General features: G+C 63.3%; 24 protein-coding genes. 12 read left to right on the top strand and 12 right to left on the bottom strand.

What is annotated here, in order from left to right; genetic code table 11:
• From B208_RS0117170 to nagZ, 4 genes are all read left to right on the top strand, one after another.
• A complete protein-coding gene (locus B208_RS0117170) occupies window positions 1-1,047 on the top strand; it encodes a serine hydrolase domain-containing protein (RefSeq protein ID WP_007980849.1) in 1,047 nt (348 codons plus the stop codon).
• 63 nt (window positions 1,048-1,110) lie between these two features.
• Complete coding sequence (locus B208_RS0117165; protein ID WP_007980848.1) at window positions 1,111-2,286, top strand: hypothetical protein; 1,176 nt, start codon at window positions 1,111-1,113, stop codon at window positions 2,284-2,286.
• Between the two features lie 134 nt (window positions 2,287-2,420).
• Window positions 2,421-3,587, top strand: a complete 1,167-nt coding sequence (locus B208_RS0117160; protein WP_007980847.1) for an exo-beta-N-acetylmuramidase NamZ family protein — start codon at window positions 2,421-2,423, stop codon at window positions 3,585-3,587.
• Window positions 3,588-3,592: 5 nt separating this feature from the next.
• A complete protein-coding gene (gene nagZ / locus B208_RS0117155) occupies window positions 3,593-5,218 on the top strand; it encodes a beta-N-acetylhexosaminidase (RefSeq protein WP_018129015.1) in 1,626 nt (541 codons plus the stop codon).
• Window positions 5,219-5,443: 225 nt separating this feature from the next.
• On the opposite strand, the gene B208_RS0117150 is transcribed toward nagZ, so the two are convergent.
• Entirely contained in the window at window positions 5,444-6,244 is an 801-nt protein-coding gene (locus tag B208_RS0117150; RefSeq protein ID WP_007983411.1) for a creatininase family protein, read from the bottom strand.
• Window positions 6,245-6,378: 134 nt separating this feature from the next.
• On the opposite strand from B208_RS0117150, the gene B208_RS0117145 reads away from it, so the two are divergent.
• Entirely contained in the window at window positions 6,379-7,539 is a 1,161-nt protein-coding gene (locus B208_RS0117145) for a glycoside hydrolase family 18 protein (RefSeq protein ID WP_007983409.1), read from the top strand.
• Between the two features lie 82 nt (window positions 7,540-7,621).
• On the opposite strand, the gene B208_RS0117140 is transcribed toward B208_RS0117145, so the two are convergent.
• The gene (locus B208_RS0117140; RefSeq protein WP_007983406.1) at window positions 7,622-8,383 is read right to left on the bottom strand and encodes an IclR family transcriptional regulator; all 762 of its coding nucleotides are present in this window, start codon (window positions 8,381-8,383) and stop codon (window positions 7,622-7,624) included.
• Between the two features lie 124 nt (window positions 8,384-8,507).
• On the opposite strand from B208_RS0117140, the gene B208_RS0117135 reads away from it, so the two are divergent.
• From B208_RS0117135 to B208_RS24480, 3 genes are all read left to right on the top strand, one after another.
• On the top strand, window positions 8,508-8,936 hold the full coding sequence (locus tag B208_RS0117135; protein WP_018129013.1) for an OsmC family protein: 429 nt from the start codon (window positions 8,508-8,510) through the stop codon (window positions 8,934-8,936).
• 99 nt (window positions 8,937-9,035) lie between these two features.
• Window positions 9,036-9,218: a hypothetical protein gene (locus B208_RS0117130; protein ID WP_026177913.1), complete on the top strand. Its 183-nt coding sequence runs from the start codon at window positions 9,036-9,038 to the stop codon at window positions 9,216-9,218.
• Between the two features lie 39 nt (window positions 9,219-9,257).
• On the top strand, window positions 9,258-9,428 hold the full coding sequence (locus B208_RS24480) for a hypothetical protein (protein ID WP_007983401.1): 171 nt from the start codon (window positions 9,258-9,260) through the stop codon (window positions 9,426-9,428).
• A 161-nt stretch (window positions 9,429-9,589) separates the two neighbouring features.
• On the opposite strand, the gene B208_RS0117120 is transcribed toward B208_RS24480, so the two are convergent.
• The 6 genes from B208_RS0117120 to B208_RS0117095 form a co-directional block, all read right to left on the bottom strand.
• Window positions 9,590-10,729, bottom strand: a complete 1,140-nt coding sequence (locus B208_RS0117120; RefSeq protein WP_007983399.1) for a PrpF domain-containing protein — start codon at window positions 10,727-10,729, stop codon at window positions 9,590-9,592.
• A 36-nt stretch (window positions 10,730-10,765) separates the two neighbouring features.
• Window positions 10,766-12,274 carry a tripartite tricarboxylate transporter permease gene (locus tag B208_RS0117115; protein WP_007983397.1) on the bottom strand — a complete coding sequence of 503 codons (1,509 nt, stop codon included), beginning with the start codon at window positions 12,272-12,274 and terminating at the stop codon, window positions 10,766-10,768.
• On the bottom strand, window positions 12,274-12,801 hold the full coding sequence (locus tag B208_RS0117110; RefSeq protein ID WP_007983395.1) for a tripartite tricarboxylate transporter TctB family protein: 528 nt from the start codon (window positions 12,799-12,801) through the stop codon (window positions 12,274-12,276). The genes B208_RS0117115 and B208_RS0117110 overlap by 1 nt, the downstream gene beginning before the upstream one ends.
• Entirely contained in the window at window positions 12,798-14,216 is a 1,419-nt protein-coding gene (gene tcuA, locus B208_RS0117105; protein WP_007983392.1) for an FAD-dependent tricarballylate dehydrogenase TcuA, read from the bottom strand. Before tcuA ends, B208_RS0117110 begins: the two co-directional genes overlap by 4 nt.
• 18 nt (window positions 14,217-14,234) lie before the next feature.
• Window positions 14,235-15,185: a Bug family tripartite tricarboxylate transporter substrate binding protein gene (locus B208_RS0117100; protein ID WP_232423848.1), complete on the bottom strand. Its 951-nt coding sequence runs from the start codon at window positions 15,183-15,185 to the stop codon at window positions 14,235-14,237.
• Between the two features lie 174 nt (window positions 15,186-15,359).
• Entirely contained in the window at window positions 15,360-16,130 is a 771-nt protein-coding gene (locus B208_RS0117095; RefSeq protein ID WP_007983388.1) for an IclR family transcriptional regulator, read from the bottom strand.
• 494 nt (window positions 16,131-16,624) lie between these two features.
• On the opposite strand from B208_RS0117095, the gene B208_RS0117090 reads away from it, so the two are divergent.
• Window positions 16,625-17,770 (top strand): CobW family GTP-binding protein, encoded by a 1,146-nt coding sequence (locus tag B208_RS0117090; RefSeq protein ID WP_018129012.1) that lies wholly within the window; start codon window positions 16,625-16,627, stop codon window positions 17,768-17,770.
• Here B208_RS0117090 and B208_RS24475 read toward each other — a convergent pair whose 3' ends face one another.
• Entirely contained in the window at window positions 17,771-17,917 is a 147-nt protein-coding gene (locus B208_RS24475; protein WP_007983385.1) for a hypothetical protein, read from the bottom strand. It abuts the gene before it with no gap.
• Between the two features lie 129 nt (window positions 17,918-18,046).
• Between B208_RS24475 and B208_RS0117080 the strand changes: the two genes are divergently transcribed.
• Together B208_RS0117080 and B208_RS0117075 are read left to right on the top strand one after the other, a co-directional pair.
• Window positions 18,047-18,826, top strand: a complete 780-nt coding sequence (locus B208_RS0117080; RefSeq protein WP_026177912.1) for an SDR family NAD(P)-dependent oxidoreductase — start codon at window positions 18,047-18,049, stop codon at window positions 18,824-18,826.
• A gap of 66 nt (window positions 18,827-18,892) precedes the next feature.
• The gene (locus B208_RS0117075) at window positions 18,893-19,852 is read left to right on the top strand and encodes an acetamidase/formamidase family protein (RefSeq protein ID WP_007983382.1); all 960 of its coding nucleotides are present in this window, start codon (window positions 18,893-18,895) and stop codon (window positions 19,850-19,852) included.
• A 13-nt stretch (window positions 19,853-19,865) separates the two neighbouring features.
• Here the strand turns inward: B208_RS0117075 and B208_RS0117070 are convergent, their stop codons facing one another.
• Window positions 19,866-21,695 (bottom strand): metallophosphoesterase family protein, encoded by a 1,830-nt coding sequence (locus B208_RS0117070; RefSeq protein WP_007983380.1) that lies wholly within the window; start codon window positions 21,693-21,695, stop codon window positions 19,866-19,868.
• 109 nt (window positions 21,696-21,804) lie between these two features.
• Here B208_RS0117070 and B208_RS0117065 point away from each other — a divergent pair, with 109 nt between their 5' ends.
• Window positions 21,805-21,939, top strand: coding sequence for a hypothetical protein (locus tag B208_RS0117065; protein WP_007983378.1), 135 nt, complete (start codon window positions 21,805-21,807; stop codon window positions 21,937-21,939).
• Between the two features lie 43 nt (window positions 21,940-21,982).
• On the opposite strand, the gene B208_RS0117060 is transcribed toward B208_RS0117065, so the two are convergent.
• Both B208_RS0117060 and B208_RS0117055 read right to left on the bottom strand, forming a co-directional pair.
• Window positions 21,983-23,017, bottom strand: coding sequence for an LLM class flavin-dependent oxidoreductase (locus tag B208_RS0117060; RefSeq protein WP_007983376.1), 1,035 nt, complete (start codon window positions 23,015-23,017; stop codon window positions 21,983-21,985).
• A gap of 90 nt (window positions 23,018-23,107) precedes the next feature.
• Window positions 23,108-23,464 carry a hypothetical protein gene (locus B208_RS0117055; RefSeq protein WP_007983374.1) on the bottom strand — a complete coding sequence of 119 codons (357 nt, stop codon included), beginning with the start codon at window positions 23,462-23,464 and terminating at the stop codon, window positions 23,108-23,110.
• Window positions 23,465-23,501: the final 37 nt, after the last annotated feature.

Here is a 23,501-nt window from a genome sequence, read left to right as displayed (position 1 = left end):
ATGAGAGGCTCGACAGGAGACGACTCGCTCGAAACGGTTCTCGCACGCGGGTTGGAGGAAGGCGTCTATCCCGGTTCCGTGGCGGCGGTCGGGACGACGGACGGTATCGATGCGGTCGGCGTCGTCGGCGAACGCGACCCCGAGCGCGGCGCGGCGATGACCCGCGAGACGATTTTCGACGGCGCGTCGCTGACGAAACCGGTCGTGACGGCGACGACGGCGCTCTCGCTCGTCGAATCGGGCGTCATCACCCTGTCGGACGAACTCCGACGGCACGTCCCGTCCCTCGACGGTTATCGGCGCGGCGACGTTCGCCTGCTCGAACTGTTGACCCACAGTTCCGGCTTTCAGCCGTACTCGTTCGCGGAATCGTGGGAGTCGCCGAGCGACGTGCTGGCGGGACTTCGGGACCGGTCGATACTCGAAGCCGAACCCGGCAGTCGAAACGAGTACAGTTGTCTCAACTTCGTCCATCTGGCCGAGGCGCTCAGGGGCGCGACCGACCGCTCGCTCGGCGAACTCGCGGAGCGGCACGTGTTCGGTCCCGCGGGGATGGAAACCTCCCGACTCGGGCCGTTGGAAGACGTCTCGAACGTCGCCGCGACCTACGACCACGAGTACCGCGACCGAATCCTCCGCGGAGAAGTCCACGACCCGCTCGGCTGGGCCATGAACGGCCAGAGCGGGAATGCGGGTCTGTTCACGACGGTCGACGACCTCGCGGCGTTCGCCCGGGCGTACCTCGCCGCGGACGGAACGCTGCTCTCTCCGGCCACCGTCGAGCGGTTGCAGGACGACTGGGTGCCGGACCTCGATACCCGCCACAGCCTCGGGTGGCGACTCGCCGACGGGACGTACCCCGCGCCGAACTGGTCGCGCGTCGGACTCGGACACACGGGTTACACCGGCACTTCGCTGTGGCTCGACCACGCCCGCGACCGGTTCGCCGTCCTGCTCACGAATCAGGTGTACGACGGGAAGGACACCGGTCTCATCCGCTTCCGCGAGCGGTTTCACGCGATGGTCGCCGCCGGGCGTTTCGACTGATTCGATGTCCCGTTCGCACCGCGACCGGGGAATATTTATTACACGGCGCCAACGTTGGCTGGTATGGTCGCAGTCTGGAGCTATCCGTGGCGTTTACTCTCGCAGCCGCCCGAGGCGACGAGACGGGAACTCGCCGAACTGGGCGTGACGAGCGTCACCGTCGCCGCACACTATCACTCCATCAGAACCCTCGAACCGCGTTCTTCCGACGGTCTGTTCGAATCGTACGAAGGCGGGTGCTACTTTCGCCCCGCCCCGGAGTCGTTCGTCGATACGCCCATCGACCCCCCCGTGAACGAAATCGACGGCCATCCCGACCCGTTCGGAGAGGTCGTCGAGCGGTTGACCGAGGTGGATATCGACGTGACGGCGTGGTTGGTCTGTTTCCACAACACGAACCTCGGCGCGTCGAACCCGGAGTATCGCGTCGAAAGCGCCTTCGGGGACCCCCACGACCACGCGTTCTGTCCGTCCCATCCCGAGGTTCACGACTACTTCGAGGGCGTCGTGCGCTCGCTCGCCGATTACGACATCGCCGCTATCAACCTCGAATCGCTCGGCTTTCCGAACGCCTTCCACGGCCACGGTGCCGCGTTCGGCCACTCGAAAAACCACGTCGTCCGCGGCAAGCCAGAAGAACTCCTCCTCTCGCAGTGTTTCTGTTCGGCCTGCCGAACGCGGGCGGCGAGCCACGAGGTGGATTTCGAACGCGCCCGTGAGATCGTCCAGTCGCTCGCCCGCGACGTGCTTCGAACGCCGACTCCCCAAATCGAATCGCTCTCCCGACTCGCGGAGGAGTATCCCGTCCTCGCCGACCTCTTCGACTTCCGCGCGTCGGTCATCGACTCGTTCCTCGAACGCATCGCGGCGGCCAGCGGTGACGTGGAGCTAACCTACTCGGCGTCGGACGGCCTCGGGCGTGACCCGAACGACGGATGGCCCGCGGGCGTCGTCCTCGACCGCGTTCGCGCTCATCTGGACCGCATCGTCGCGCTCTGTTACACCGGCGACCGCGACCTCGCTCGCCGTCGCGTGCGGGGGTATCGGGAGGCGGTCGAGCTACCGGTCGACGTCGGCCTCACCCTCGACCCCGCCGTCATCGGTTCGGAAGCGGAGTGGCGGCGATTCGTGACCGACGTCGGCGATCTCGGCGACGAACTTCGCGTCTACAACCACGCGCTGTTGACCGAGGACCACCTCGACTGGTTCGACCTCGCCGCTGCGCCACTCGGTGAGTGAGTCATCGAATGGATGAACGAGGGAGCGAACAGGGGGAGAAGTGACACTACAATCGCGCCTTCTCAATATAATTATACTGACACCTACCCTCTCGCACACGGGGTTTTTTAAGGAGTTACTGCATTGCCGAAGATATGGTAACACTCGGCGTAGAACGGTTGCTGAACGACCGCTTCGAGACGGTCGATGGCGAACGATTGGGACTCATCACGAACCCGTCGGGAACCGACAGCAACCTCACCACCACGATAGACCTCCTCGATGCCCGCGAGGAGTTCGACCTCCGGAAGCTGTTCGGACCCGAACACGGGATTCGGGGTGACGCACAAGCGGGCGTGAAGGTCGAGGACAGCATCGACGAGCGCACCGGTCTTCCGGTGAAGAGCCTCTACGGGGACCAGAAACAGCTAACCCCCGAGATGATGGACGGTATCGACACCATCGTCTACGACATGCAGGACGTCGGATGTCGGTTTTACACGCTCATCTACACGCTGGGCTACGCGCTGAAAGGGGTCGCGGAGGCCGGAAAACGGATGGTCGTCCTCGACCGGCCGAATCCCATCTCGCCGCTATCCGTCGCGGGCAACCGAATCGACGACGAGGTGGCCTCGTTCGTGGGCGCGTACGAACTTCCCATCGTCCACGGGATGACCGTCGGCGAATTGGCGACCTACTTCAACGGCGAGTTCGACGTGGGCGCGGACGTGGAGGTCGTGGAGATGCGCGGCTGGTCGCGTTCCGACTGGTTTTCCGATACCGGCCTCCCGTGGGTGTATCCGTCGCCGAACATGCCGACGCCGGGAACGGCCACGTTATACCCCGGCATGTGCTTTTTCGAGGGCACGAACCTCTCGGAGGGGCGTGGGACGACAAAGCCGTTCGAACTCGTCGGCGCGCCGTGGATAGATGCGGACGACTGGGCGACGGAGCTTTCGAACCAAGGGTTGGAGGGCGTCGCCTTCCGCCCGGCGTACTTCTCGCCGACGTTCTCCAAACACGAGCGCGAGAACGTGACGGGCGTCCAGATACACGTCCTCGACCGGGACGCCATCGACCCCGTGACGGTCGGGCTGACGGTCCTCGCTTCGGCGTTCACGACGTACGACGATTGCGAGTGGATAGCCTACGACGACGAGTTCTTCGTCGATAAACTGGCGGGCGGGAGCTATCTCCGCGAGACGATAGACGCCGCCGACGCGTCGGCCGAACCGCGTGAAATCGCCGAAACCATCGCGGACAGGTGGGAAGACGACAGGACGGAATTCCTCGACGTGCGAGACGATTACAGGCGGTACTGATACCGATGAGTTCGACAACCGAACCCGAGTCGGCGGAATCGACGAACCCACCCGCCACTCACACGGATTTCGAGGTGGACGTGTCGTCCCTGTCGCTCCCCGAGAAGGTCGGACAGTTGTTCGTCGCGGGTTTCGACGGGACGACGCCAACCGCGGCGATAGAAGAACTCGTCTCCGAGCGCCACCTCGGCGGCGTCATCTACTTCAGCCGGAACGTCGAATCGCCGGGACAGCTTCGGACCCTCTCGCGCACGTTACAGGGGTTCGTCCCCCACGGAAAGCCCCCCTTGCTCCTGTCCATCGACCAGGAGGGCGGTCGGGTCGCGCGCCTCCCGTGGGGCACCGAACTGCCGAGCGCGATGGCGCTGGGTGCGACGGACGACCCCGAACTCGCGTCCCGCGCCGGACGAGCAGTCGGGAGTGAACTGCGCGCGCTCGGCGTCGATATCGACCTCGCGCCGGTCCTCGACGTGAACAACAACCCCGACAACCCCGTCATCGGTGTTCGGTCGTTCGGCGAACGCCCGGAACGCGTCGCGGAACTGGGCGCGGCGTTCGCCGATGGGCTACAGGACGCGGGCGTCGTCGCCTGCGGGAAGCACTTTCCGGGACACGGCGACACCGCGGTCGATTCCCACCTCGACCTACCGGTCATCGACCACGACCGGGAGCGCCTCGACGCGGTGGAACTGAAACCGTTCCGGCGCGCCATCGACGCCGGTATCGGTGCGATAATGACGACGCACGTCGCGTTTCCGACCATCGCGGAGGACGCGGAGCGACCGGCGACCCTTTCCCCACGCGTCGTGACGGGACTCCTCCGCGAGGAGTTGAGCTTCGACGGACTGGTCGTCACGGATTGCATGGAAATGAAAGCCATCGCCGACGGAGTTGGAACCGTCGAAGGGTGTGTGCAAGCGGTCGAGGCCGGGTGCGACCAACTCTGTGTCTCGCACACTCCGGCGAAACAGCGCGCCGCCATCGACGCCGTTATCGAAGCGGTCGAATCGGGGCGCATCGCCGAGTCCCACATCGACGCCGCGGTTCGGCGCGTCCTCCGCGCCAAACGGGTCTACGGAGCGGGCTACGTCGGCGGCGAGAACGAATGGGACGACGGCGCGGCGGAGTGCCGCTCCACCGCGCGGGAAGTCGCCGAACGCGGCGTCACGCTCGTCCGCGACGAGGCCGACGCGCTCCCGCTCTCCCAGCGCGTTGCCGTCTACGAGTTCGACGGCGGCCGCGGGTCGCCCGCAGAGGAGGCGTCCGGCCGCGGCGGCGCGTTCGCGTCGGCACTGTCGGCGGCGGGTGTCGCCGTCGATGGCACCGTCCTCGCGCCGGGGGAACTACCGGAGGAACGCGCCGATTCGCCCCGTGAAACGGTCGTCTGTACGTCCGATGCCGCATCGAATCCGGACCAAGCAGCGGTCGTCCGAGCCTTGCAAGAGGCGGGCGCGAACCCTATCGTCGTCGCAACGCGGAACCCGTACGACCTCGCTGCGATGCCCGACGTCGGGACGTACCTGACGACGTACGACGACACGCCCGCGTCGCTCGCCGCGGCGGCAGAACTGCTGGCCGGGGGGCGAACCCTGTCCGGGCGATTGCCGGTGACGATACCGGACGGAAAATAGTAATACGAAATAGTAGTACCAAATATTAATACTGGATGGTACTGCTAGACAGAACTATCGGGAAGTATTTCCCTCTCGGAAAAATCAATGACCTCGTTTTAGATGTCCTAATCGATGTATTCGGTCGTTCTACGTTTCTGTGACCAGCGCCCATCGAGTATTACTTTAGAGTCATACCGGGACGATGAGAGGGGCGAGACGCGAAAGCGGAGAACGGTATCGTCGTTAGCGCGCCTGCTCGGAGACGTTCCGGAACACGTCTGCCAGTTCGTCGGTCAATCGGTCGAGGAGTTTTTCGCCCTTTTCCGCGTTCGCCAGTTTCGGGTCGCCGATGGCCCCGGTGTCCGAGTACTCCTCGAACGGCCGGTACGTCGCTAGCGGGCCGCCGACGAGCAGGTCCTTGGTACCGCGGTCGTACGGTTCGTCGAGGTACTCCGCGTCCGCGTCCTCCATCCGAACGAGTTCGGGGTGAAGGTGGAGCATCAGCGAGGTTTCGAACTCGCCGCCGTGGGACATGCCGCCGGTTTCGCTCTCTCGAATCTCGTCGACGAACGGTTCGGCGAGTTGGAAGTACGTCAGCCCCGCGACTTCGACGTCGGGATGGGATTTTCCGACGATGCTGACGGCGTTGTTGATGGCGGCCGCGTTGCCGCCGTGACCGTTGACGAAGCAGAGGCCGTCGAACCCGTTTTCGAGCGCGGTGTCGGCCACGTCCGCCAGTGCATCGAGGAGGTCGTCGAGTTCGAGCGAGATGGTCCCGCCGAGCGAGAGGTGATGTGGCGAAAACCCCGACCAGACCGGCGGTGTGACGAGGATGGGAACGTCATCCGCGGCGCGTTCGGCACCGCGATGGGCCACCGCGTCGGCCAGCAGGGTGTCGGTCGAAACCGGGAGGTGGTGGCCGTGCTGTTCGATACTGCCGACGGGAACGACGAGAACCGACCCGTCGGCGGCCCCGACGTCTCGGATTTCGCGCCGAGTCTTCGCCGCCCACGCGACGGCGGACAGACGCATCGCTGCAGTCATAGCGAACAGTGCTCGTGTCGGTCGTATAATGGTTGGGGTCCCGTCAAGGGAGACGGACGGAGAATTCCGCGCGTATATGTTTCCTCGTAATCCACATAAAATTTATTCATTCTCGAACCGTCGTTGATGAACGTATGTCGAACGGCGAGAAACACGTACCGAAACGCATCGGCCGAAAAACAACTCCTGACGCATCGAGACGTAAGTTCCTCAAGGGGACCGGCGCACTGGCGGTGACCGGGACGCTCGGTGCCGGAAGCGCCTCGGCACACGGCGACTACGGAAACCGGGTCGTCGGCTATTACCCCTCCTACGCGGGCGAATACACCCCTGCGGACATCCCCTTCGACAAACTCACCCACCTGAACTTCGCCTTCCTCGACGTCCAGTCGGATGGCACGGTTAGCGTGGCTGATTCCGCCGACGAAGACCTCCTCAGCGAGTTGGCGACCTACGACGATACGGGGACCGTGTTCCTCCTCTCCATCAGCGCCGGGTGGTACTCGGGGACGTTCTCGGACGCCGCATCGACCGCGGCGCGACGCCAACGGTTCGCCACGACGGCCGTCGACGTCATGGAACGGTACGGCTTCGACGGTCTCGACCTCGACTGGGAGTTCCCGGACGGGTCCGTTCGTGCAGAGGATCCCCACAACTTCACACTACTCCTGAAGGCGTGTCGTGACGAACTCGACGCTCGATTCGGGTCGTGGACTCACTTGACGATGGCCGGGTCTCCCAACCCGAATATCGTGGACGATGCGTACGAAGTCGGTACCATCAGCGAGTATCTCGACCACGTGAACGTCATGACTTACGATTATCACGGGAGTTGGAGCAGCGAGACGAACTTCAACGCACCGTTCGAAGCGCCGACCGCATCGTCGGATTTCGACACCAAACACCACATGCAGTATTGGGCAGGTAAACCAATAGCAAAGGATAAGCTCGTCATGGGAATGCCGTTTTACGGGCGGTCCTACTCGGGCGTGGCGTCCACTAACGACGGGTTGTTCAACTCCTTCGACTCGTCTACGTCGGTGACGTACTCAGAAGTCGTGGAGAACCTCAAGCCGCAGTCGGATTACGAGTATCACTGGCACTCCGACGCGAAGGTACCGTGGCTGTACTCGGCCGCCGAAAACACGTTCGTCTCCTACGACGACGTGTCGTCCATCTCCAACAAAGCCTCGTTCGTGAAGAACAACGGATACGGCGGCGGGATGTGTTGGGAGCTTTCCCAAGACTCCAGCAACACCCTCATCACCGAGATGCACGATACGCTCCACGTCTGAGCGTGTGCGAAGAACGAGCGGGAGAGATGCGGACGGAAGAGGTGTGGACGGGAAAGATGTTCGACGTCGCTCGGCATCCGTGCTACGCGTGTGCGAGCTTCAGTTCGATGATATTCTTCGCGCGTCGGAGGCCGTCCAAGAGTCGGTCGCGGACGTCGCCCTCGATTCTGCTCGCCGGACCGGAAACGCTGATGGCCCCGATGACCTGTCCGTTTTCGTTCTTGATGGCGACCGCGAGACAGCGCACGCCGCGGACGCGCTCCTCGTCATCGACGGCGTAGCCTCGTTCCCGGACTGCCGCCAGTTCGCCGCGGAGTTCGTCGCGGTCGGTTATCGTCTTCGACGTCTGAGCGGGCAACCCACGACGGTCGAAAATCGCTTCGGTCTTGCTCTCCGGGAGGAACGCGAGGATGGCCTTCCCGAGCGCGGTGGCGTGGAGCGGGACGCGTGTTCCGGGGTGGGTGTCAAGCGGGATGGCGTTTCCACCCTGTGCGTTGTAGATGTACACGCCCATGCCGTCCTCCTCGACGAGGAGGTTCGCCGATTCCTCGGTTTCGGACGCCAGTTCGTCGATTTCGGGGCTTGCGACTTCGTACACCTTGCGTCTGGAGCGGGCGTATTCCCCGAAATCGAGGAACCTGAGGCTCACGTGATACGTGTTCCCGTCCCTGACGACGTACCCCCGCTGCACGAGCGTTCGGAGGTGGTTGTGCACCGTGCTGTCGGGGAGGTCGAGGTGGGCGGCGATTTCCGTGAGGCGAGCACCGTCGAGTTCGCGCAGCGTGTCGATGATGTCGAGCGACCGCGCTGTCGTCCTGACGGGCGTGGTGGATTCGCGGGTCATTGCCCTCTTCGTCCGTTTTTTCCCGGAGGGGAGTTATATAACTTCCTTCGTCCTCGACTGACGCTAACCGGGACTTCGGGGGCCGATACTTCCATACGACTGCCGACTGTAGCCGGGCGTGACGATGCCTGCAAGACAAGCCGACACGACGTGGCAAGGCGGAAAGGACGGGAGCGGCGACTTCGAAACGGAGAGCGGCCAGATAGAGGGAACGTTCCGGTTCCCGACCCGCTTCGAGGACGAACCCGGAACGAACCCCGAGGAACTCATCGGCGCGGCCCACTCCGGCTGTTTCTCGATGCAACTGACGGCGTTCCTCGAAGAGGAGGGTTACACGCCGGACAGCCTCCACACGGAGGCGGACGTGCACCTCGAACCAGCGGACGGGGGCGGCTTCGAGATTCCGCGCATCGACCTGACGCTGACGGCGGAGATTCCCGACATCGACGAGGAGACGTTCGACGACCTCGCACAGAACGCCAAGGAGAACTGTCCGGTTTCGAAGGCGCTCGCCGGACCGGACATCACGCTCGACGCGACGTTGGAGAGCTAACGACGCGACCCGTTTTTGGGTGGCGTCGGTGGAGCCGTCGTGTTTCCGACGATGGGCGATTCCATAGGAAATTTAACACTCCGCGCAAACGGTGCAATCATGGTACACTGCCCCGACTGCGGTGCGACCCTCGAAACGGAGTCGGACGTCGATTTCGTGGAGATGGACGCCACGACCGGCTTTTTCGCGGCCTCCAAACGGTTCTACGTCGTGAACTGCGCCGACTGTGGTGCGACTATCGGAAGCGGCGTCGCTGGTGCGAAGGCCGGTGGCGGTGCTTGAAAGAAAAAAGCTATAGGTTAGTTATCACAATCCGGGGGTATGGTACACTGCCCCGAATGTCAAGCGGAGCTTTCCGAAAAGTCCGACGTCGAATTCGTGGAGATGGACGCCACGACAGGTTTCTTCGCGGCCTCGAAACGATTTTACTTAGTCGCCTGTAACGAATGCGGCGCGGCCATCGGCGGCGGGGTCGCGGGCGCGAAGGCCTGAATTGGCTGTCTCTCATTCCGACCGCGAACCGACGTTCGACGACGACCACATTGGTATTATCATTCAGTAACACCAAATAGGAATCACGGATATACTGACTGGTATTACTGTCTAGAAATACCTCGACGGGGCTGGTCGTCCGTTTCGACGCTCGGTATCTCTTACCCGTTGGAAACCGAGTCCGATACCGTGTAGAACGCTGTTCCCTCCATGAGACGGCGCTGCGTTCGAGAGACCGTCACGGAGCGAACGGAATCCGACTCGATGCCGACCGAAACGGTCATCGTCCCCCGCGGATGCCCGAGCGTCACTTCGGTTCCGCTCGTGGCTGCGACCTCGTTCGGAATCGTTCCGGGGAGCAGTGCCGCCGCCGCCGTACACGCGCCGCCGGTCACGGCGTAAATCGGATGGAGGTACTGCATGCTCATGATGCGCGCCGTGAGGTCGATACGTTCCGTATCGACCCGACCGTTTTCCGTCTCGTACGACTGCGGTTCGGAGACGAACGCGAGCTTCGGATACCCCGGCGACTCCCGCGCCGCACCGTCGGGGTCATCGACGAGTCCGAGTTCCGCGCAGACGTGCGCTCGAATCCGTTCGATTCGTTCGAGGAGCGGTCCATCCGTATCGACGACGGACGGCCCTTCCGTCCCGTCGAGACCGAGGTCCCTCGCTCGAACGAACGCGACGGGCGTCGTCACGTCCAACACCGTCGCGTCGATACGCTCGTGTTCGGTTTCGACCGTGACCGTCGGCCCCCCCAGCGGAAAGAGCGACCCCGTTTTCGACCCGCCCGGATCGAGAAACGTCGTATCGACCCGCGCGCCGGTCCCGGGGACGCCCTCGATGGAGAACGAACCGGTCGATACCGCGCGCGTCCCGTCCACCGGGAAGGACTGTTCCAGTTTCGTCTCCGTGTTCGTGTTGTAGAGGGTGAGCGAGACGCGACCGTCCGCGTCGGGAACGGCGTCGATGAGTCCTTCGTCGTACGCGAACGGCCCGATGGCCGTCGTCATGTTCCCGCAGTTCCCGCCGTAGTCGATGAGCGGTTCCGTGACGCCGACCTGTCCGAAGGTGTAGTTCACATCCACGTCCGGCCGCGAACTCGGGGAGACGACCATGAGTTTCGAGGTCGTAGAGGTCGCGCCGCCGAGTCCATCGACCTGTCGCGGTTCGTGGCTTCCGAACACCGAGAGTATCGCCTCGTCGTGGTGTTCCGCCGGGAGTTCACCGCTCGCGATGAGGACTCCCTTGCTGGTTCCGCCCCGTACTAACGCACAGCGAATCGTCTCTTGATTCATTGATTTCTAAGCTCGAAAAGTGATTTTATCGGTGGATCACTGGTTGGTTGCCCGCCGATGCAGCTGGTCGAAGAGCGGTCGCACGTACGGCCCGACGACGACGAACAGGATCATCGCCACGAGCACGATGCGCAACGGCGTCGCGAGGAAGATGTCGAAACTGCCGCCGCTCAGTTGGAGCGACCGATACAGGTTCTCCTCGGCTATCGGCCCGAGGATGAGTCCCAACAGGAACGCGACGAGCGAGTAGCCGTAGCCATCCATGAGATAGCCCACGATACCCATCACGAGGACGACGAACACGTCGATGTAGTTCGAGTGAAGCGAGTACGCTCCCAACACTGAGAGGCAGACGATGACCGGAATTATCAGGTCGGTGTTGACCGTCGTGATGTATCCCGCCCATCTAACGACGAGCAACCCGAAGACGATTATCACGACGCTGCAGACGACGAGCGTGGCGAAAATCGAATAGGTCAGTCCTATCTGTTCGTCGAACAGCGCGGGGCCGGGCCGCAATCCGTGAAGCATGAGCGCGCCGATGAGCACCGCGGTCGTCGTACTGCCCGGAATGCCGAACGTCAGCGTCGGAATCAGCGCGCCGCTGACGGTCGCGTTGTTCGCGGACTCGGTTGCGATCACCCCGTCCTCGACGCCGGTTCCGAACGAGTCGGGGTCCGCGCTCGACCGTTTCGCCTCGCCGTAGGCGATGAACGTCGAGACCGACCCGCCGGACCCGGGAATCGCACCGACCAAGAGGCCGATGCTGGACGATTTTATCAACGTCAGCGGTTTCGAGAGCACGTCCGAGATACCCGATTTCACGCTCCCGCTCAGGCTCACGTCGCCGTCGCGGGAGATGCTACCGTCCCGAAGACTGAGCCGGAGCATCTCGGAGATGGCGAAGATGCCGATGAGCGCGGCGACGAAGTTAACGCCGTCGTAGAGTCCGAGCATTCCGAAGGTGTACCGCTCCGATACCGACATCGGCGCGACGCCGATGGTGGCGATGAGCGCACCGAACCCGCCCGCCATTACGTCCTTGAGGAAGGACCCGTCGGAGACGACGATGATGAGCGAGAGGCCGAAGACCGCTATCAGGAAGTACTCCGGCGTCCCGAACATCAGCACCAACGAGACCATCACCGGCATCAGGAGGATGATCACGATGGCGCCGAAGAGGTCGCCGAGTCCCGAGGAGAGAGCCGAAATCGTCAGCGCGTCTATCGCGCGCCCTTGTTTCGTCATCGGATAGCCCTCTATCGCCGTCGCGGCGGCCGAGGAATCTCCGGGAACGTTGAACAGAATCGACGAGATGCTGCCGCCGTACATCACGCCGTTATAAATCGCCATGAGGAAGATGATGGCGCTCGTGCTTCCCATCCCCAGCGTGAACGGCATCGCTATCGCGACGGTGAGCGCACCGCCGACGCCGGGCAACGCGCCGCCGATGATGCCGATGAGGACGCCGAGCAGGATGAGCAGGACGTTCGGCCACGCGAATATCGTCTTCGTCGCCTCGACGAGGATGCCAACGTCCGCCATCAGAATCCCCCCGTCAGCAGGTCGAGGTTCATGAGCGTCATGAATCCGTAGGCGACCCCCGTCATGACCGCGGTGAGAAGCGCCGTCCGCCAGAGCGGTTGGCGGTTGTACAGGAGGTACAGGAAGACGAACGGCGGCGTCAACCAGAACAGCCCGACGAGGAACCCGCCGAGGACGTACCCGGCGATCAGGAACCCGAGGACGAGCATCGATTCCAGCGACGCTTCTTCGTCGTCGTTCGCCTCCGACTGCCCACCGCTCAGTACGACCGATTCGCTCCGCTCGACGCCGATATTCAGCCGCGTTACCGCCAGCCGAAGCGCACCGGCGACGAGTACCGTTCCGGCTGCGAGTCTGGGGAACAGCCGCGCCGAAGCGGTGAACCCGGCGGCGGTAACGAACATGTATCCGGCGACGGCGATGAGGAATCCGAAGAACACCGGCCCGCCGTCGACCCCTCGGAGGAACTCGGCGAGCGGCGTCACCGGACTTCGTTCGAGGGTCTTCGATCGCTCTTCGTTGCTCATGGTTGTACGTGCGTATCAGCCGATTCCGCGGCGATTTTCCCGTAGACGGCCGCGTTGGTCTGTGCCGTTCCACCGGGGTAGTTGTCGTAGAACAGTTCTCCCGTGCTGTTCCCCGCGGCGAACAGGCCGGGAATCGACCTGTCGCGGGTGTCGATGACCGTCGCGTCGGTGTCGATTTTTACCCCTCCGAAACTGAAGGTGATGCCGCCGGTCACCACGTAGGCGTAGTACGGCGGTTCGTCTATCGGAATCGCCCAGTTCGATTTTTCGAGGGGCAGTCCGTCCGTCGCGTTGCCGTCCAGCGTTTTCGGGTCGAACTCGCCCGGGTCGCACGCGTCGTTGAACGCCCGAACCGTCTCCGCACCGACCGCGGGGTCGCTACAACCGACCTCCGCGAGGAGGGTTTCGAGGTCGTCCGCACGAACCGGGTCGGACGGGCCGGTTGCCCGCACCATCTCCTGTGTCTTCGAATCGAGAACGATGTACGCGACGTGATTCGGCTGTTCGAAGATGAGGCGACCGAACTTCGCGTACGTGTGCGCTCTGGCGTCCTCTCCTTCGTCGACGAATCGCTCGCCATGGTCGTTGAGGATGGCACCGTACTGATAGCCGTCGACTCGATTCGCGCCGCCTTCGACGTCCGGCGACGCCGCGTCGATGAGCGCCATGTGTGCGCCGCCCCACTGACCGACGAGGTTCGCGCCTGCCGACTCGGCCATCATCAGGGCTTCCCCGGTGTTGTACCGACTGCCGCGGACGCTCATCTCGTCGTAGCCGGGGCCGTAGTAGCGAACCCGTTTCTCGTCGCTGGAGCCGTAATCGCCCGCCGCGAGGATGACCGCGCCGACCTCGAAGCTCACCCGTCCGTCCGCCGTTCGTGCGGTGAGTCCGTCGATTTCGCCGGTCGGAGAGCGGTGCAGCGACTCGGCTTCCGTTTCGAACCAGAAGTCCGCACCTTCGTCCTCGGCGGCGTCGGTGAGGGTTTCGACGTACTCCTCCCCGTCGAACCACGTTCGGGCGGCAGTGTATCCCACGGCGAGCGGTTCCATCTGCCAGTCCACACCGGCCGCGGTCAACCACTCGACGGTCTCCCCGGCGTTCTCGACGAGGGTGTCGGTCAACTCGTCGTCGGCTTTGCCACTCGTCTGGCTCATGATGTCCCGTCGGAAGTCCGCCGTCGTGTAGTCGTCCACGGCGAACTCGTAACCGTACTGTTCGAGGTCCGTTCCGACCGACGGGACGCGGAAGGATTCGCTGAATCGGGTGTGCCCACCTTGGCGCTCCTTCGGCGCTTTCTCCAGGACTGCGACCGAGTTGCCGAGTTCCGCGGCGCGAAGACCAGCGACGAGTCCCGCGGTTCCGCTCCCCACCACGGCGACGTCGTAATCGTACGTATCCAGATAATTTTCTGTCATTGTGTAGGTGTGTGTGCGTTATTCGTTCGCGATTTTGTCCAGATCGACTTTCTTCGGAATCGTCTCGATGGAGTCGTTCAGCGCCTTTTTCGCCTTCTCGTGGCCGCCGAACTCGACGATGTTTCCCGTCTTCTCGGACCACTGTTGCACCGAATCCTTCTTCAGGGCCGATTTCACACCCTCTTCGAGCGTGTCTCGCTTCTCCGTCTCCGTCCCCTTCGGGAGGAACATACAGCGGGTCAGCTGTCCGATGTAGTCGATGCTCGGGAGTCCCTCGTCCGAGGGTGACGGGGCGTCCTTGAACACGTTGCTTCCCTCGCTCGAAAGGATGGCCACGGGTTCCAGATCGCCGGATTCGACGGCGCTCATCGCGGCTGTGTCGGTCGTCGCGACGACCGGGACCTCGCCGGAGATGGCGGCTTTGATCGCCGGACCGCCGCCGTCGTATCCGATGTACTTCTGGTACTGCAGGTCGTATTCCGCCTTCATCACGTTCGCCGCGACGTGAACGATGCCGCCGCGAGCCAGCCCGGCGAACTTCGAGAGGTCGCCGTTCTTGTACCGCTTCGTCAAATCCTTCATCCCCTCTATCTTGAGGTCCGGGCGTGCGAAAATGGCGTACGGCGTCCGGGCGTACGTCGCCACCGGAACGAGGTTCGTGATGTCCCAACTCGGGTCGTGGACGAGGTAGGAGATCGGCGTCGACGGAGGATTGAAACCCCCGAACGTGTAGCCGTCGGATTTCTCCCGCAGTATCTCGCCGGTACCCTTCAGCGACGCCGCCCCGGGGACGTTTTCGATGGCGATGTCGGTGTCGAGTTCGTCGCCAATCGCGGGGACGACCTTGCGAGCGTAGGTGTCGGTCCCGCCGCCCTGACTGAAGGGGACGATGTAGGTCATATCCTTGCTCGGGTAGGAACCGCCGCCGCCGCTACTCGTACAGCCCGCGAGAAGGGCGCTACTTGCCACCGTTCCTGCTATGAACTGTCGCCGTGAGACACGGTTCTTGTTACCAGTCATCAACAGACACGGCCTTCTCGAACTAGTATTTAATAATTACGTTCCAACTACCGAATCATCGGCGAAGGAGCAATTCGAATATCGTGAAAGGGCGACCGGTTTCCGTCCTGCGACGGTCGTCCGTTACTGGTATTTGAGGTCCAACTCGATTTCGTTGGCGACGCCGAGGACGAGGTTGGGTACTTCCTCGTCGTACCAGTCGCCGGTGAGACGATGCGCCGGTCCGGAGAAGCTGATAGCGCCGATGGGGTTCGACTCGTACGGCTGTATCGGCGCGCCGACCGCTCGTAGTCCCGTTATGGACTCCTGTTCGCTCGTCGCGTAGCCCATCTCTCGAATCGATTGGAGTTCGTCGAACAGTTCCTCGCGGTCCGTGACGGTGTGCTGGGTGTACTCGGGCATTCCCCACCGGTCGAGGATTTGGTGGACGCGTTCCTCGGGAAGGGTAGCGAGAATCGCCTTCCCGGCCGAACTCGCGTGGAGGTGAATCTTCTTTCCGATGTGGGCATCGACGTGGACGGCGTTTTCGCCGATGGACGTGTGGATATAGTAGCCACGACCGTTCTCCTCGACGATGAACTGAACGCGCTCGCCGGTCTGCTCGGCCAAGTCGTCCAGTTTTCCGATGATGAAGTCGTACTCGCGTTTTCGCTTGCGAGCGTGACCACCTTTGTTCAAGAATTCCAGACCGACGTGGTACTCCCCGTCGTCGACGGTGAGGTAACCACGATTTTCGAGCGTTTTCACGTAGCCGTGGACCGTACTCTGTGCGAGGTCGAATTCCCGAGCGAGTTCTTGAACGTCCGAACCGTCGGACCGCTGAATCGCATCGACGATATCGATGGCGGTCTCGACGGTTTTCAGCGGACGACTCGGGGAGGAATCACCCACCATCGTCACGCAGTACCAAGGCCGCATATTTACGTTTTGTGAATGCGAGAGTATAGACGCAAAACGGATTGAAACACGTGAATTCGACGATATACGCCATTGAGTGTGGTGTTCAGTAGTTCACGATATGTGTGACGGTATTGTTTAGTTATTCACTCAAGGTACGCGTATTGATTCCTATTATACGTATACTGTCCTTGTATATTCAACATGTGTTCAGATATGATCGGTGCGGCGCACGTTTGGACGGAACGTCCGTTACAGATATCGAATAGGGGTACTAGTATTTATTCCGACCAATCCGGCCCCGTATCCGCACTCTTTATTTTATTTTCATATTCTTAATTTCTAATATAATATTTACTATTTAGAAATTAATCGCGCGCGGTTTCCACGAAGCACACGAGCCACGCGACCGACGCCCGACCCCGACGAGCGAAAAAATCAGTTCGTTTTCACAACCAAACGCTATGATGCCGCATCCCGAAGGCAACCCCATGGGAGACGACCGAACGCCGATCACGGTGGTAACGGGCTGTCTCGGGGCGGGCAAAACGACGCTGATAAATCACGTCCTCCGCGACCCGGGGGACCGACGGGTCGCGGTCGTCGTCAACGACGTGGGCGAGATGAACGTCGATACCGAGCTGATACAGGGGGAAACCGACGACGTAATCGACCTCTCCAACGGCTGTATCTGTTGTCAGCTACAGGACGACCTCCGCTCGACCCTTTCCAGACTCGACGACCGCGAGTTCGACTCCCTCCTCATCGAAGCGTCGGGCGTGAGCGAACCCATCCCGCTCGCGCGGACGCTGCTCGGGATGGACGACGAAACCCCCGACCCGACCGAGAAGTACCGACTCGATACCGTCGTCTCGGTCGTCGATACGGTCGGATTCGACAACGCGTTCGACGCGGAAACGGGGCAGTTGAGCGACCAAGCGGCGGACGGACAGCGGCCGCTGACCGACGTCTTGGTCGAAACCGTCGAGTTCTGCGACCTGCTGTTGCTGAACAAGTGTGACGCCGTTTCCGACGAGTCCCTCGACGAAGTGGCGGCCCTCGTGCGGGAACTACAACCGAACGCGGACATGATTCGAACGACGTACTCGGAGGTTCCCGCGGACGTGATTCTCGACACGGGGCGATTCGATTTCGACGATGCGCGCCAATCGCCGGGGTGGAAACGCGCGTTGGCGGGAGGTGATGACGGGCACGACCGTGAGGGGGACCACACACACGCGGACCACGACCACGACGACCACGGGGGGCACGCACACGATGCAGGAGAATCCGTCGCAGACCGCATCGAAACCGTCGTCTACGAACGGGAACGCCCGTTCCACCCGGAGCGGTTGAACGCGTGGCTGGACGATTGGGACGGAAACCTCGCCAGAACCAAGGGCATCTGTTGGATCGCCGGATGGGACGACAACGCCATGGGATTGAATCAGGCCGGACCCTCGGTCCGCTGTGGCCCCCTCGGGGAGTGGTCCCCGGACGAGCGGGAGACCCGTCTCGTGCTCATCGGCACCGACATCGACGAGGCGGGGGTGACCGCCGAACTCGACCGCTGTCTCGTCGAGGACGAAGAGAGGGAACCCGCGCTCGCCGAGAACGGACCGTTCCCGCGACGGTGACTACGCGAGTTGGTCGCGGAGGTCGTCCCACGATTCGTGGAACCCGTACTCGTCGTCGCCGCCGGAACCGACGGCGCGTTGATACACGTCGTCGTAGGCGAGGAGTTGGGTCCAGCCTTCCTCACGAACGGAACAGTATTGACACATCGTCCCACGAAAGGCGCTGAAACGGTATAATGCTTTGCGAGAATGGCCTTCTGTCGGGCGTCCGAACCGGTCGCGTTCGTCGTGATTTCGGGGCGAACCGTTTTGTGGGTGCCGTCCGGTGGTACGATTATGACCGTACTCGATGCGTTCGACCTGCAGGACCAGACGGCCATCGTCACCGGCGGCAATCGCGGTATCGGCCGCGCCATCGCAACCGCGCTGGCCGACGTCGGCGCGAACGTCGTCGTTGCGAATCGGAGCGCGGCGTCGGGCGAAGCCGTCGCGGATGAACTCGCTGACACGACGGGCGTCGAAACTCTCGCAGTCGAATGCGACGTGACCGACGAGGACGACGTGGCGGCGATGGTCGAGGCGACCGTCGAACGGTTCGGCGGGATAGACGTGCTCGTGAACAACGCCGGAATCGTCGTCCACGAGGCGGCGGAAACGATGTCGCTCGACGAGTGGCACGCGGTCATCGAGACGAACCTCACGGGCGCGTTCCTCTGCTCGCGCGCCGCGGGCCGCGAGATGATGGGGGACGGCGGCGGCGTCATCCTCAACGTCTCGTCGATGTCGGCGTTCATCGCGAACCATCCCCAGCGACAGGTGGCCTACAACGCCTCGAAGGCCGGATTGGAGGGCTTCAAGAACCAACTCGCCTCCGAGTGGGCGGAACACGGAATCCGCGTGAACAATCTGGCACCGGGCTACGTCGCCACCGACAACGCGGACCAAGGTGCGGAAGTCGCGGAGAACGCCGTCGATATCTGGACGGACGAGATGTTACAGGACGAGATGGCGTCGCCGGAGATGCTCGGCCCGACGGCGGTGTATCTGGCGAGCGACGCCTCCGCGTACATGACCGGCGAGACCATCGTCCTCGACGGCGGCTACACCGTCCGATAATCGATACGCCACCGGAATCCGCGAACGAATTTTATACCCGTTCCGTCTCTACTCGGGTGTACGCCGATGTCACAGACACCATCCCCGGACCACCACATACCCGCCCGAGACGAGCATATTCACACGAGTTGGAGCCGAGACCACGACCCGATTCGAACGGTCGAATCCGGTGACGTGGTGCGCTTCGACTGTCGGGATGCGACGAACGGTCGCCTCGATGCGGACTCGACCGTCGAGGACGTCGCCGCCCTCGCGGGGACGCTCCCCGGCCACGCCTTGACCGGTCCCGTCGACGTCGCGGACGCGCGACCCGGCGACGTGCTCGCGGTGGACCTCCTCTCGTTCGACCACGAGGGCATCGGCTTCTCGTACTTTTACGGCGGCGACGAGGGAACCGGACTGCTTCCCGAGGAGTTTCCCGACCCGGGACTGCACGTCTGGGACCTCGACGGCGACGTCGGCCACTTCGTGAACGGAATCGACGTCCCGCTCGCGCCCTTCCCGGGCAACCTCGGCGTCGCGCCCGCCGACGGCGGGGAGCACAGCACGACGCCCCCGCGCCGCGTCGGCGGCAACCTCGACGTGAAGCACCTGACGGCGGGCTCGACGCTGTACCTGCCGGTCGAAGTTGCGGGCGCGCGGTTCAGCATCGGCGATTGCCACGGCGCGCAGGGCGACGGCGAGGTGTGCGTCACGGGTATCGAAGCGCCGATGACGGTGACGGCCCGCCTCCGACTCGTCTCGGGCATGGACATCGAGCAACCGCAGTTCGAGACGGACGGGCCGTTTTCGGCGACCGACGGCGGCCGGGTGTACGCCACGACCGGCATCAGCGACGACCTGATGGACGCCAGCAAGAAGGCGATTCGGCACATGATTTCGCACCTCCACCGAACCCGCGGTTTGACGCGCTCGGAGGCGTACCTGCTGTGTTCCGCCATCGTGGACCTCAAAATCAACGAAGTCGTGGACGCCCCCAACTGGGTCGTCTCGGCGTATCTCCCGCAATCGATATTCCCGGAGTGAGTCGGCGTCGCCCCTACTCCTCGAACCGCCGTCGAAGCGCGTCGCGGTCGATGTCGTCCCGCCGAACGTAGTCGTTCTCGCTGATATCGTAGAGGCGCGATTCGTCGATGTCGAGGTTCCGCTCCTCGATGGCGTCCTCGACCTTCGTCCCGTCCACCCGTTCGGTCACGACGTCCTCCCGGGAGACGCCGTGTCTGGCGAGCTCCGTAAGGACCGTCTCCGAGTCCTTGAGCGATTTTCGCGTCCGGCGACGGCCGCTGACCGACCCGAACGAGCCCGTAACCTCTTGCCCTTCGCCGACGCGCGAGGAAAGCACGTCACGAACCTCGGTTCGGAGGGTTTCGATCTGCCCTTTGACGTCCGAAAAGAGGGCGTACATGTCCGCGAGTTCCGCCGTCGAACGGTCCTCGAAATCGGGCGTCCCCGCGTCGTCGAGCATCGTCGCCAGCGACCCGGTGGCCTCGGTGAGGGGTCGAGCGTCGGGATTCGTCGCTTCTCGGGACCGCACCTCTCTGCCGGGATACCCATCCCTCTCGTCACCGTTCTCCCGTTCGCGTCTCGCTCGCTCGCGCTCCCGCGCGCTCGCGTCGTACCCGTCGAGCGGAATCGTCTCGCGCTCGAACGACTTCCCGCGGACGGTGAACAGACTCACGAGGGGTTCGTCCTCGTCGTCGCGCACCCGCGCGGCGTCGGTGGTTCCGGTGTAGTACACACAGAGGTCGTCGCCCTCCCATTCGACCGCGCGGTCAGTCCCGCCACAGAGGAACGCATCGACCCAGCCGTCGATGTGCTCGATGGCCAGTTCGTAGGCCTCGACGTCCGCGCCGTACTCCGAGTACGGCGGCGAAACCGCTTGGTGGACGCAACACAGTTTGAGACAGCGTTCTTCGGGGTCTTCGAGGTGAATCCCCCCATTCCCCGCCCCCACGTCTTGCCGGTGATCGATGCCGTACAGGGCGACCGACTCGTCGATAGCCGTCGGCGTGGTCCCGAGGCGACGCACGCCAGCCGTTTCGGTCAGCGCATCGAGCGCGTCGGTATCCTCGGCCTCGTTTCGACCCGCGACGACGAAAAACGGGATGTCGCGTCGCTCCAGTCGCTCCAGTCGCTCGCGGCAGGCGGCGTTCACCTCATCCGAGGGTGTCGCGCTCGAAAACAGGTTCCCGGTGTGGACGACCGCATCGACGGCCTCGCCGACGGCGACGTCCACCGCCTTCTCGAAGCCATCGAGACCGTGAACGCCATCCACGTCGCTCTCCCCTCCGGGTTTGAGGTACGAATCGCTCACGTGCAGGACGGTCGTGGCGGAGTGGCGGTCCGATGCGGTAGACGCGGACTTCTCCCCGCCGAAGTCCGCGTCTGATTCCGATTGGAGTCTCTCATCCGATGTTTCCCCTTCACGGACGAGCGATTCGGTCGTCTCCGCCACCCAGTCCTCGGTTCGGTCGAGCGTTTCGACGGCGAGCAACGGGTCCAGTTTCGTGTCGGCGACGTGGGTCGAAAGCGCCTCGCGCTGGCGTTCGTCGAACCGTTTCGATTGCAGGTGCTCGGCGAGCGCGCGGGCCTCCGCGTCCAACATCTCGACGTCGCCGTTCGGTCGGGCCAAATCGTCTCCGGTCTCGACGGGGCTATCCGTCGCGGAGGGGAGCGACGCGTCTCCGGCGTAGACGAGCGCCCGAAAGCAGTTCCACGGGACGATATCCCCTTCGTCGCATCCGAGTTCGTCCCGGAGAAGTCGCTCCGCGGCGGGCGTCACGCTGAACTGATACCGACCGCTGCTGAACGACCCCGCCAACTTCCACGCCCCCTCGTTGTCGCGGGTGAGTTCCGGTGGTTTCGCCATCGTTCGATGTACGATATCGTATGAATCTGCTACTAATAAATCGTTCTCACGGACGAAATCGGAACGGTCCGCCACAACCTCTAACAGACGGCGGGTGGTGCCCGTTCGTATGGTACGAGCCTCGACGATAGTCCTCCTCGCTGGCATCGTCCTCCTGTTCGTCCCCATCCCGCCGGTGGCGACGGCGCTCGGCGTCATCGTAATCCTCATCGGCGTCGCGCTTCGCCTGCTCACCGGAAGTTAGGTGTGTCCGGCGGCCGGCTTGTCGAGGGAGTGCGGCGCTCGGCTTACCGAGGGGTCAAATCCGCCGCCTCGGCGAGCAGTTCGTGCGACCGGAGTTCGTCCTCGGGGTCGGCGAACTGGTTCTGGACGATGATTTCATCGACGCCGGTCTGGGCCGCCATCTGGTCCAACAGGTCGCGGACCGTCTCGGGACTCCCCGAGACTTGGCGGGGCCAGTCGCCCGGAGCGAGGGTGCTCGGCGTCGGGTCCGGGACGTGCCCGAGTTCGTCGATGGCCGTCTCGACCGAGTGAATCGGCGGGCGGTCTATCTGCCCGCGACGCAACCGCTGGCGGTTCGCTTCGGGGACCGAACGAAGTCGCGCGGCCTCCTCGTCCGTCTCGGCGCAGGTGACGTTCGCTGCGAGCATGCCGTGCGGTTCGTCCGGGCCAGCGCCCATGTCGGACGGTTGGAAGTGGTCCCGGTACACCTCGAACGCCCGCACGGCGGGTTTGGGTCGGATGAACGCCGCGAAGCAGTATCGAAGCCCTAAATCACCCGCGATGGCGGCGCTCGACGGACTGGAGCCGAGTACCCACACGTCGGGGATGCTCTCGCGGGACCGCGACAGCGAGAGCTCGCTGAACCGGTGGTCGTCGTCGAACCCGTCGTAGAGGTGCGCGGCGACCTCCTCTATCTTCCCGGCGTGGTCGGTCGGTTGCTGTCGTTCGCTCCGGTCGTCCTGTAACGCGAAGTCAGAGACGGGGTTGCCCGTCGCTCTCCCCAGTCCGCAATCGATACGGCCGGGAGCGAGGGCGTCGAGCACGCCGAACGACTCGGCCACCTTGTACGGGCTGTAGTGGTTGAGCAACACCGTCCCCGACCCGATGCGGATGTCCGAGGTGTGGGCGGCGAGATTGCCCATCAACACTTCGGGGGTCGTGCTTGCCAACCGGTCGGTAAAATCGTGGTGTTCGGCGACCCAGAAGCGGGAGTAGCCGAGTTCCTCGGCGTGACGGGCGCGCTCTATCGTGTTCTCGAACGCTTCCGTCGCCGTTCCGCCCTCCGGTATCGGTGCGAGGTCGACGAGCGATAGGTCCATGTCCGTGTTTACGAACCGGCACGCATAACGGTGACTACCCCGGAAGTCCGAACCGGTTGAACACGGTGTCGTCCGCAGCTACCGCCCGCATCACCGTCCGAACAGCCGACGGAGGCGGTCGAGTAGGCCGTCGTTCGTGCCGAGTTCGCGGGCGAGTTCGTCGAGTTCGTCGTCGGAGAACTTCGGGTTGTGGCGCGCCTCGCGGAGCCACCCGTTCCACTCCTCGTCCGTGAGCGTGCCTCGGGAGTCGCCTTCCCACTGTTCGACCAGCGCCTCCCGGTCGGGGAACGGGACGTCCATTCCGCTGTTCCCCCAGTACAGAGGCGAGAGTTCGAACTCGTACTCGTCGTCGTCCACGAACCGGAGCCGGTACGGATAGCCGTCGTAGAGGATGATGTCGTCCTCGGTTACCTCCTCTCCGTTCGGGAGCGTGAGCGTCCGTGTCATCGCGTCGGGCCGAACTACGGGTCGCACCCTTTTCCGT

This window comes from Haladaptatus paucihalophilus DX253 (assembly GCF_000376445.1).
Lineage (GTDB): Archaea > Halobacteriota > Halobacteria > Halobacteriales > Haladaptataceae > Haladaptatus > Haladaptatus paucihalophilus.
Note: the sequence above shows the minus strand (reverse complement) of the source record. Positions and strands in the feature narration are given on the sequence as shown.

Excerpts from the sequence above, each read along its gene's own strand:
- tcuA (WP_007983392.1), bottom strand. The coding sequence starts at position 14,216 with ATGACAGAAAATTATCTGGATACGTACGATTACGACGTCGCCGTGGTG.
- B208_RS0117070 (WP_007983380.1), bottom strand. The coding sequence starts at position 21,695 with ATGGCGAAACCACCGGAACTCACCCGCGACAACGAGGGGGCGTGGAAG.
- B208_RS0117170 (WP_007980849.1), top strand. The coding sequence starts at position 1 with ATGAGAGGCTCGACAGGAGACGACTCGCTCGAAACGGTTCTCGCACGC.
- B208_RS0117115 (WP_007983397.1), bottom strand. The coding sequence starts at position 12,274 with ATGGCGGACGTTGGCATCCTCGTCGAGGCGACGAAGACGATATTCGCG.
- B208_RS0117095 (WP_007983388.1), bottom strand. The coding sequence starts at position 16,130 with ATGGTGGGTGATTCCTCCCCGAGTCGTCCGCTGAAAACCGTCGAGACC.
- B208_RS0117130 (WP_026177913.1), top strand. The coding sequence starts at position 9,036 with ATGGTACACTGCCCCGACTGCGGTGCGACCCTCGAAACGGAGTCGGAC.
- B208_RS0117075 (WP_007983382.1), top strand. The coding sequence starts at position 18,893 with ATGTCACAGACACCATCCCCGGACCACCACATACCCGCCCGAGACGAG.
- B208_RS0117135 (WP_018129013.1), top strand. The coding sequence starts at position 8,508 with ATGCCTGCAAGACAAGCCGACACGACGTGGCAAGGCGGAAAGGACGGG.
- B208_RS0117080 (WP_026177912.1), top strand. The coding sequence starts at position 18,047 with ATGACCGTACTCGATGCGTTCGACCTGCAGGACCAGACGGCCATCGTC.
- B208_RS0117120 (WP_007983399.1), bottom strand. The coding sequence starts at position 10,729 with ATGAATCAAGAGACGATTCGCTGTGCGTTAGTACGGGGCGGAACCAGC.
- B208_RS24475 (WP_007983385.1), bottom strand. The coding sequence starts at position 17,917 with ATGTGTCAATACTGTTCCGTTCGTGAGGAAGGCTGGACCCAACTCCTC.
- B208_RS0117140 (WP_007983406.1), bottom strand. The coding sequence starts at position 8,383 with ATGACCCGCGAATCCACCACGCCCGTCAGGACGACAGCGCGGTCGCTC.
- nagZ (WP_018129015.1), top strand. The coding sequence starts at position 3,593 with ATGAGTTCGACAACCGAACCCGAGTCGGCGGAATCGACGAACCCACCC.
- B208_RS0117055 (WP_007983374.1), bottom strand. The coding sequence starts at position 23,464 with ATGACACGGACGCTCACGCTCCCGAACGGAGAGGAGGTAACCGAGGAC.
- B208_RS0117150 (WP_007983411.1), bottom strand. The coding sequence starts at position 6,244 with ATGACTGCAGCGATGCGTCTGTCCGCCGTCGCGTGGGCGGCGAAGACT.
- B208_RS0117165 (WP_007980848.1), top strand. The coding sequence starts at position 1,111 with ATGGTCGCAGTCTGGAGCTATCCGTGGCGTTTACTCTCGCAGCCGCCC.
- B208_RS0117065 (WP_007983378.1), top strand. The coding sequence starts at position 21,805 with ATGGTACGAGCCTCGACGATAGTCCTCCTCGCTGGCATCGTCCTCCTG.
- B208_RS0117110 (WP_007983395.1), bottom strand. The coding sequence starts at position 12,801 with ATGAGCAACGAAGAGCGATCGAAGACCCTCGAACGAAGTCCGGTGACG.
- B208_RS0117145 (WP_007983409.1), top strand. The coding sequence starts at position 6,379 with ATGTCGAACGGCGAGAAACACGTACCGAAACGCATCGGCCGAAAAACA.
- B208_RS0117090 (WP_018129012.1), top strand. The coding sequence starts at position 16,625 with ATGGGAGACGACCGAACGCCGATCACGGTGGTAACGGGCTGTCTCGGG.
- B208_RS24480 (WP_007983401.1), top strand. The coding sequence starts at position 9,258 with ATGGTACACTGCCCCGAATGTCAAGCGGAGCTTTCCGAAAAGTCCGAC.
- B208_RS0117060 (WP_007983376.1), bottom strand. The coding sequence starts at position 23,017 with ATGGACCTATCGCTCGTCGACCTCGCACCGATACCGGAGGGCGGAACG.
- B208_RS0117160 (WP_007980847.1), top strand. The coding sequence starts at position 2,421 with ATGGTAACACTCGGCGTAGAACGGTTGCTGAACGACCGCTTCGAGACG.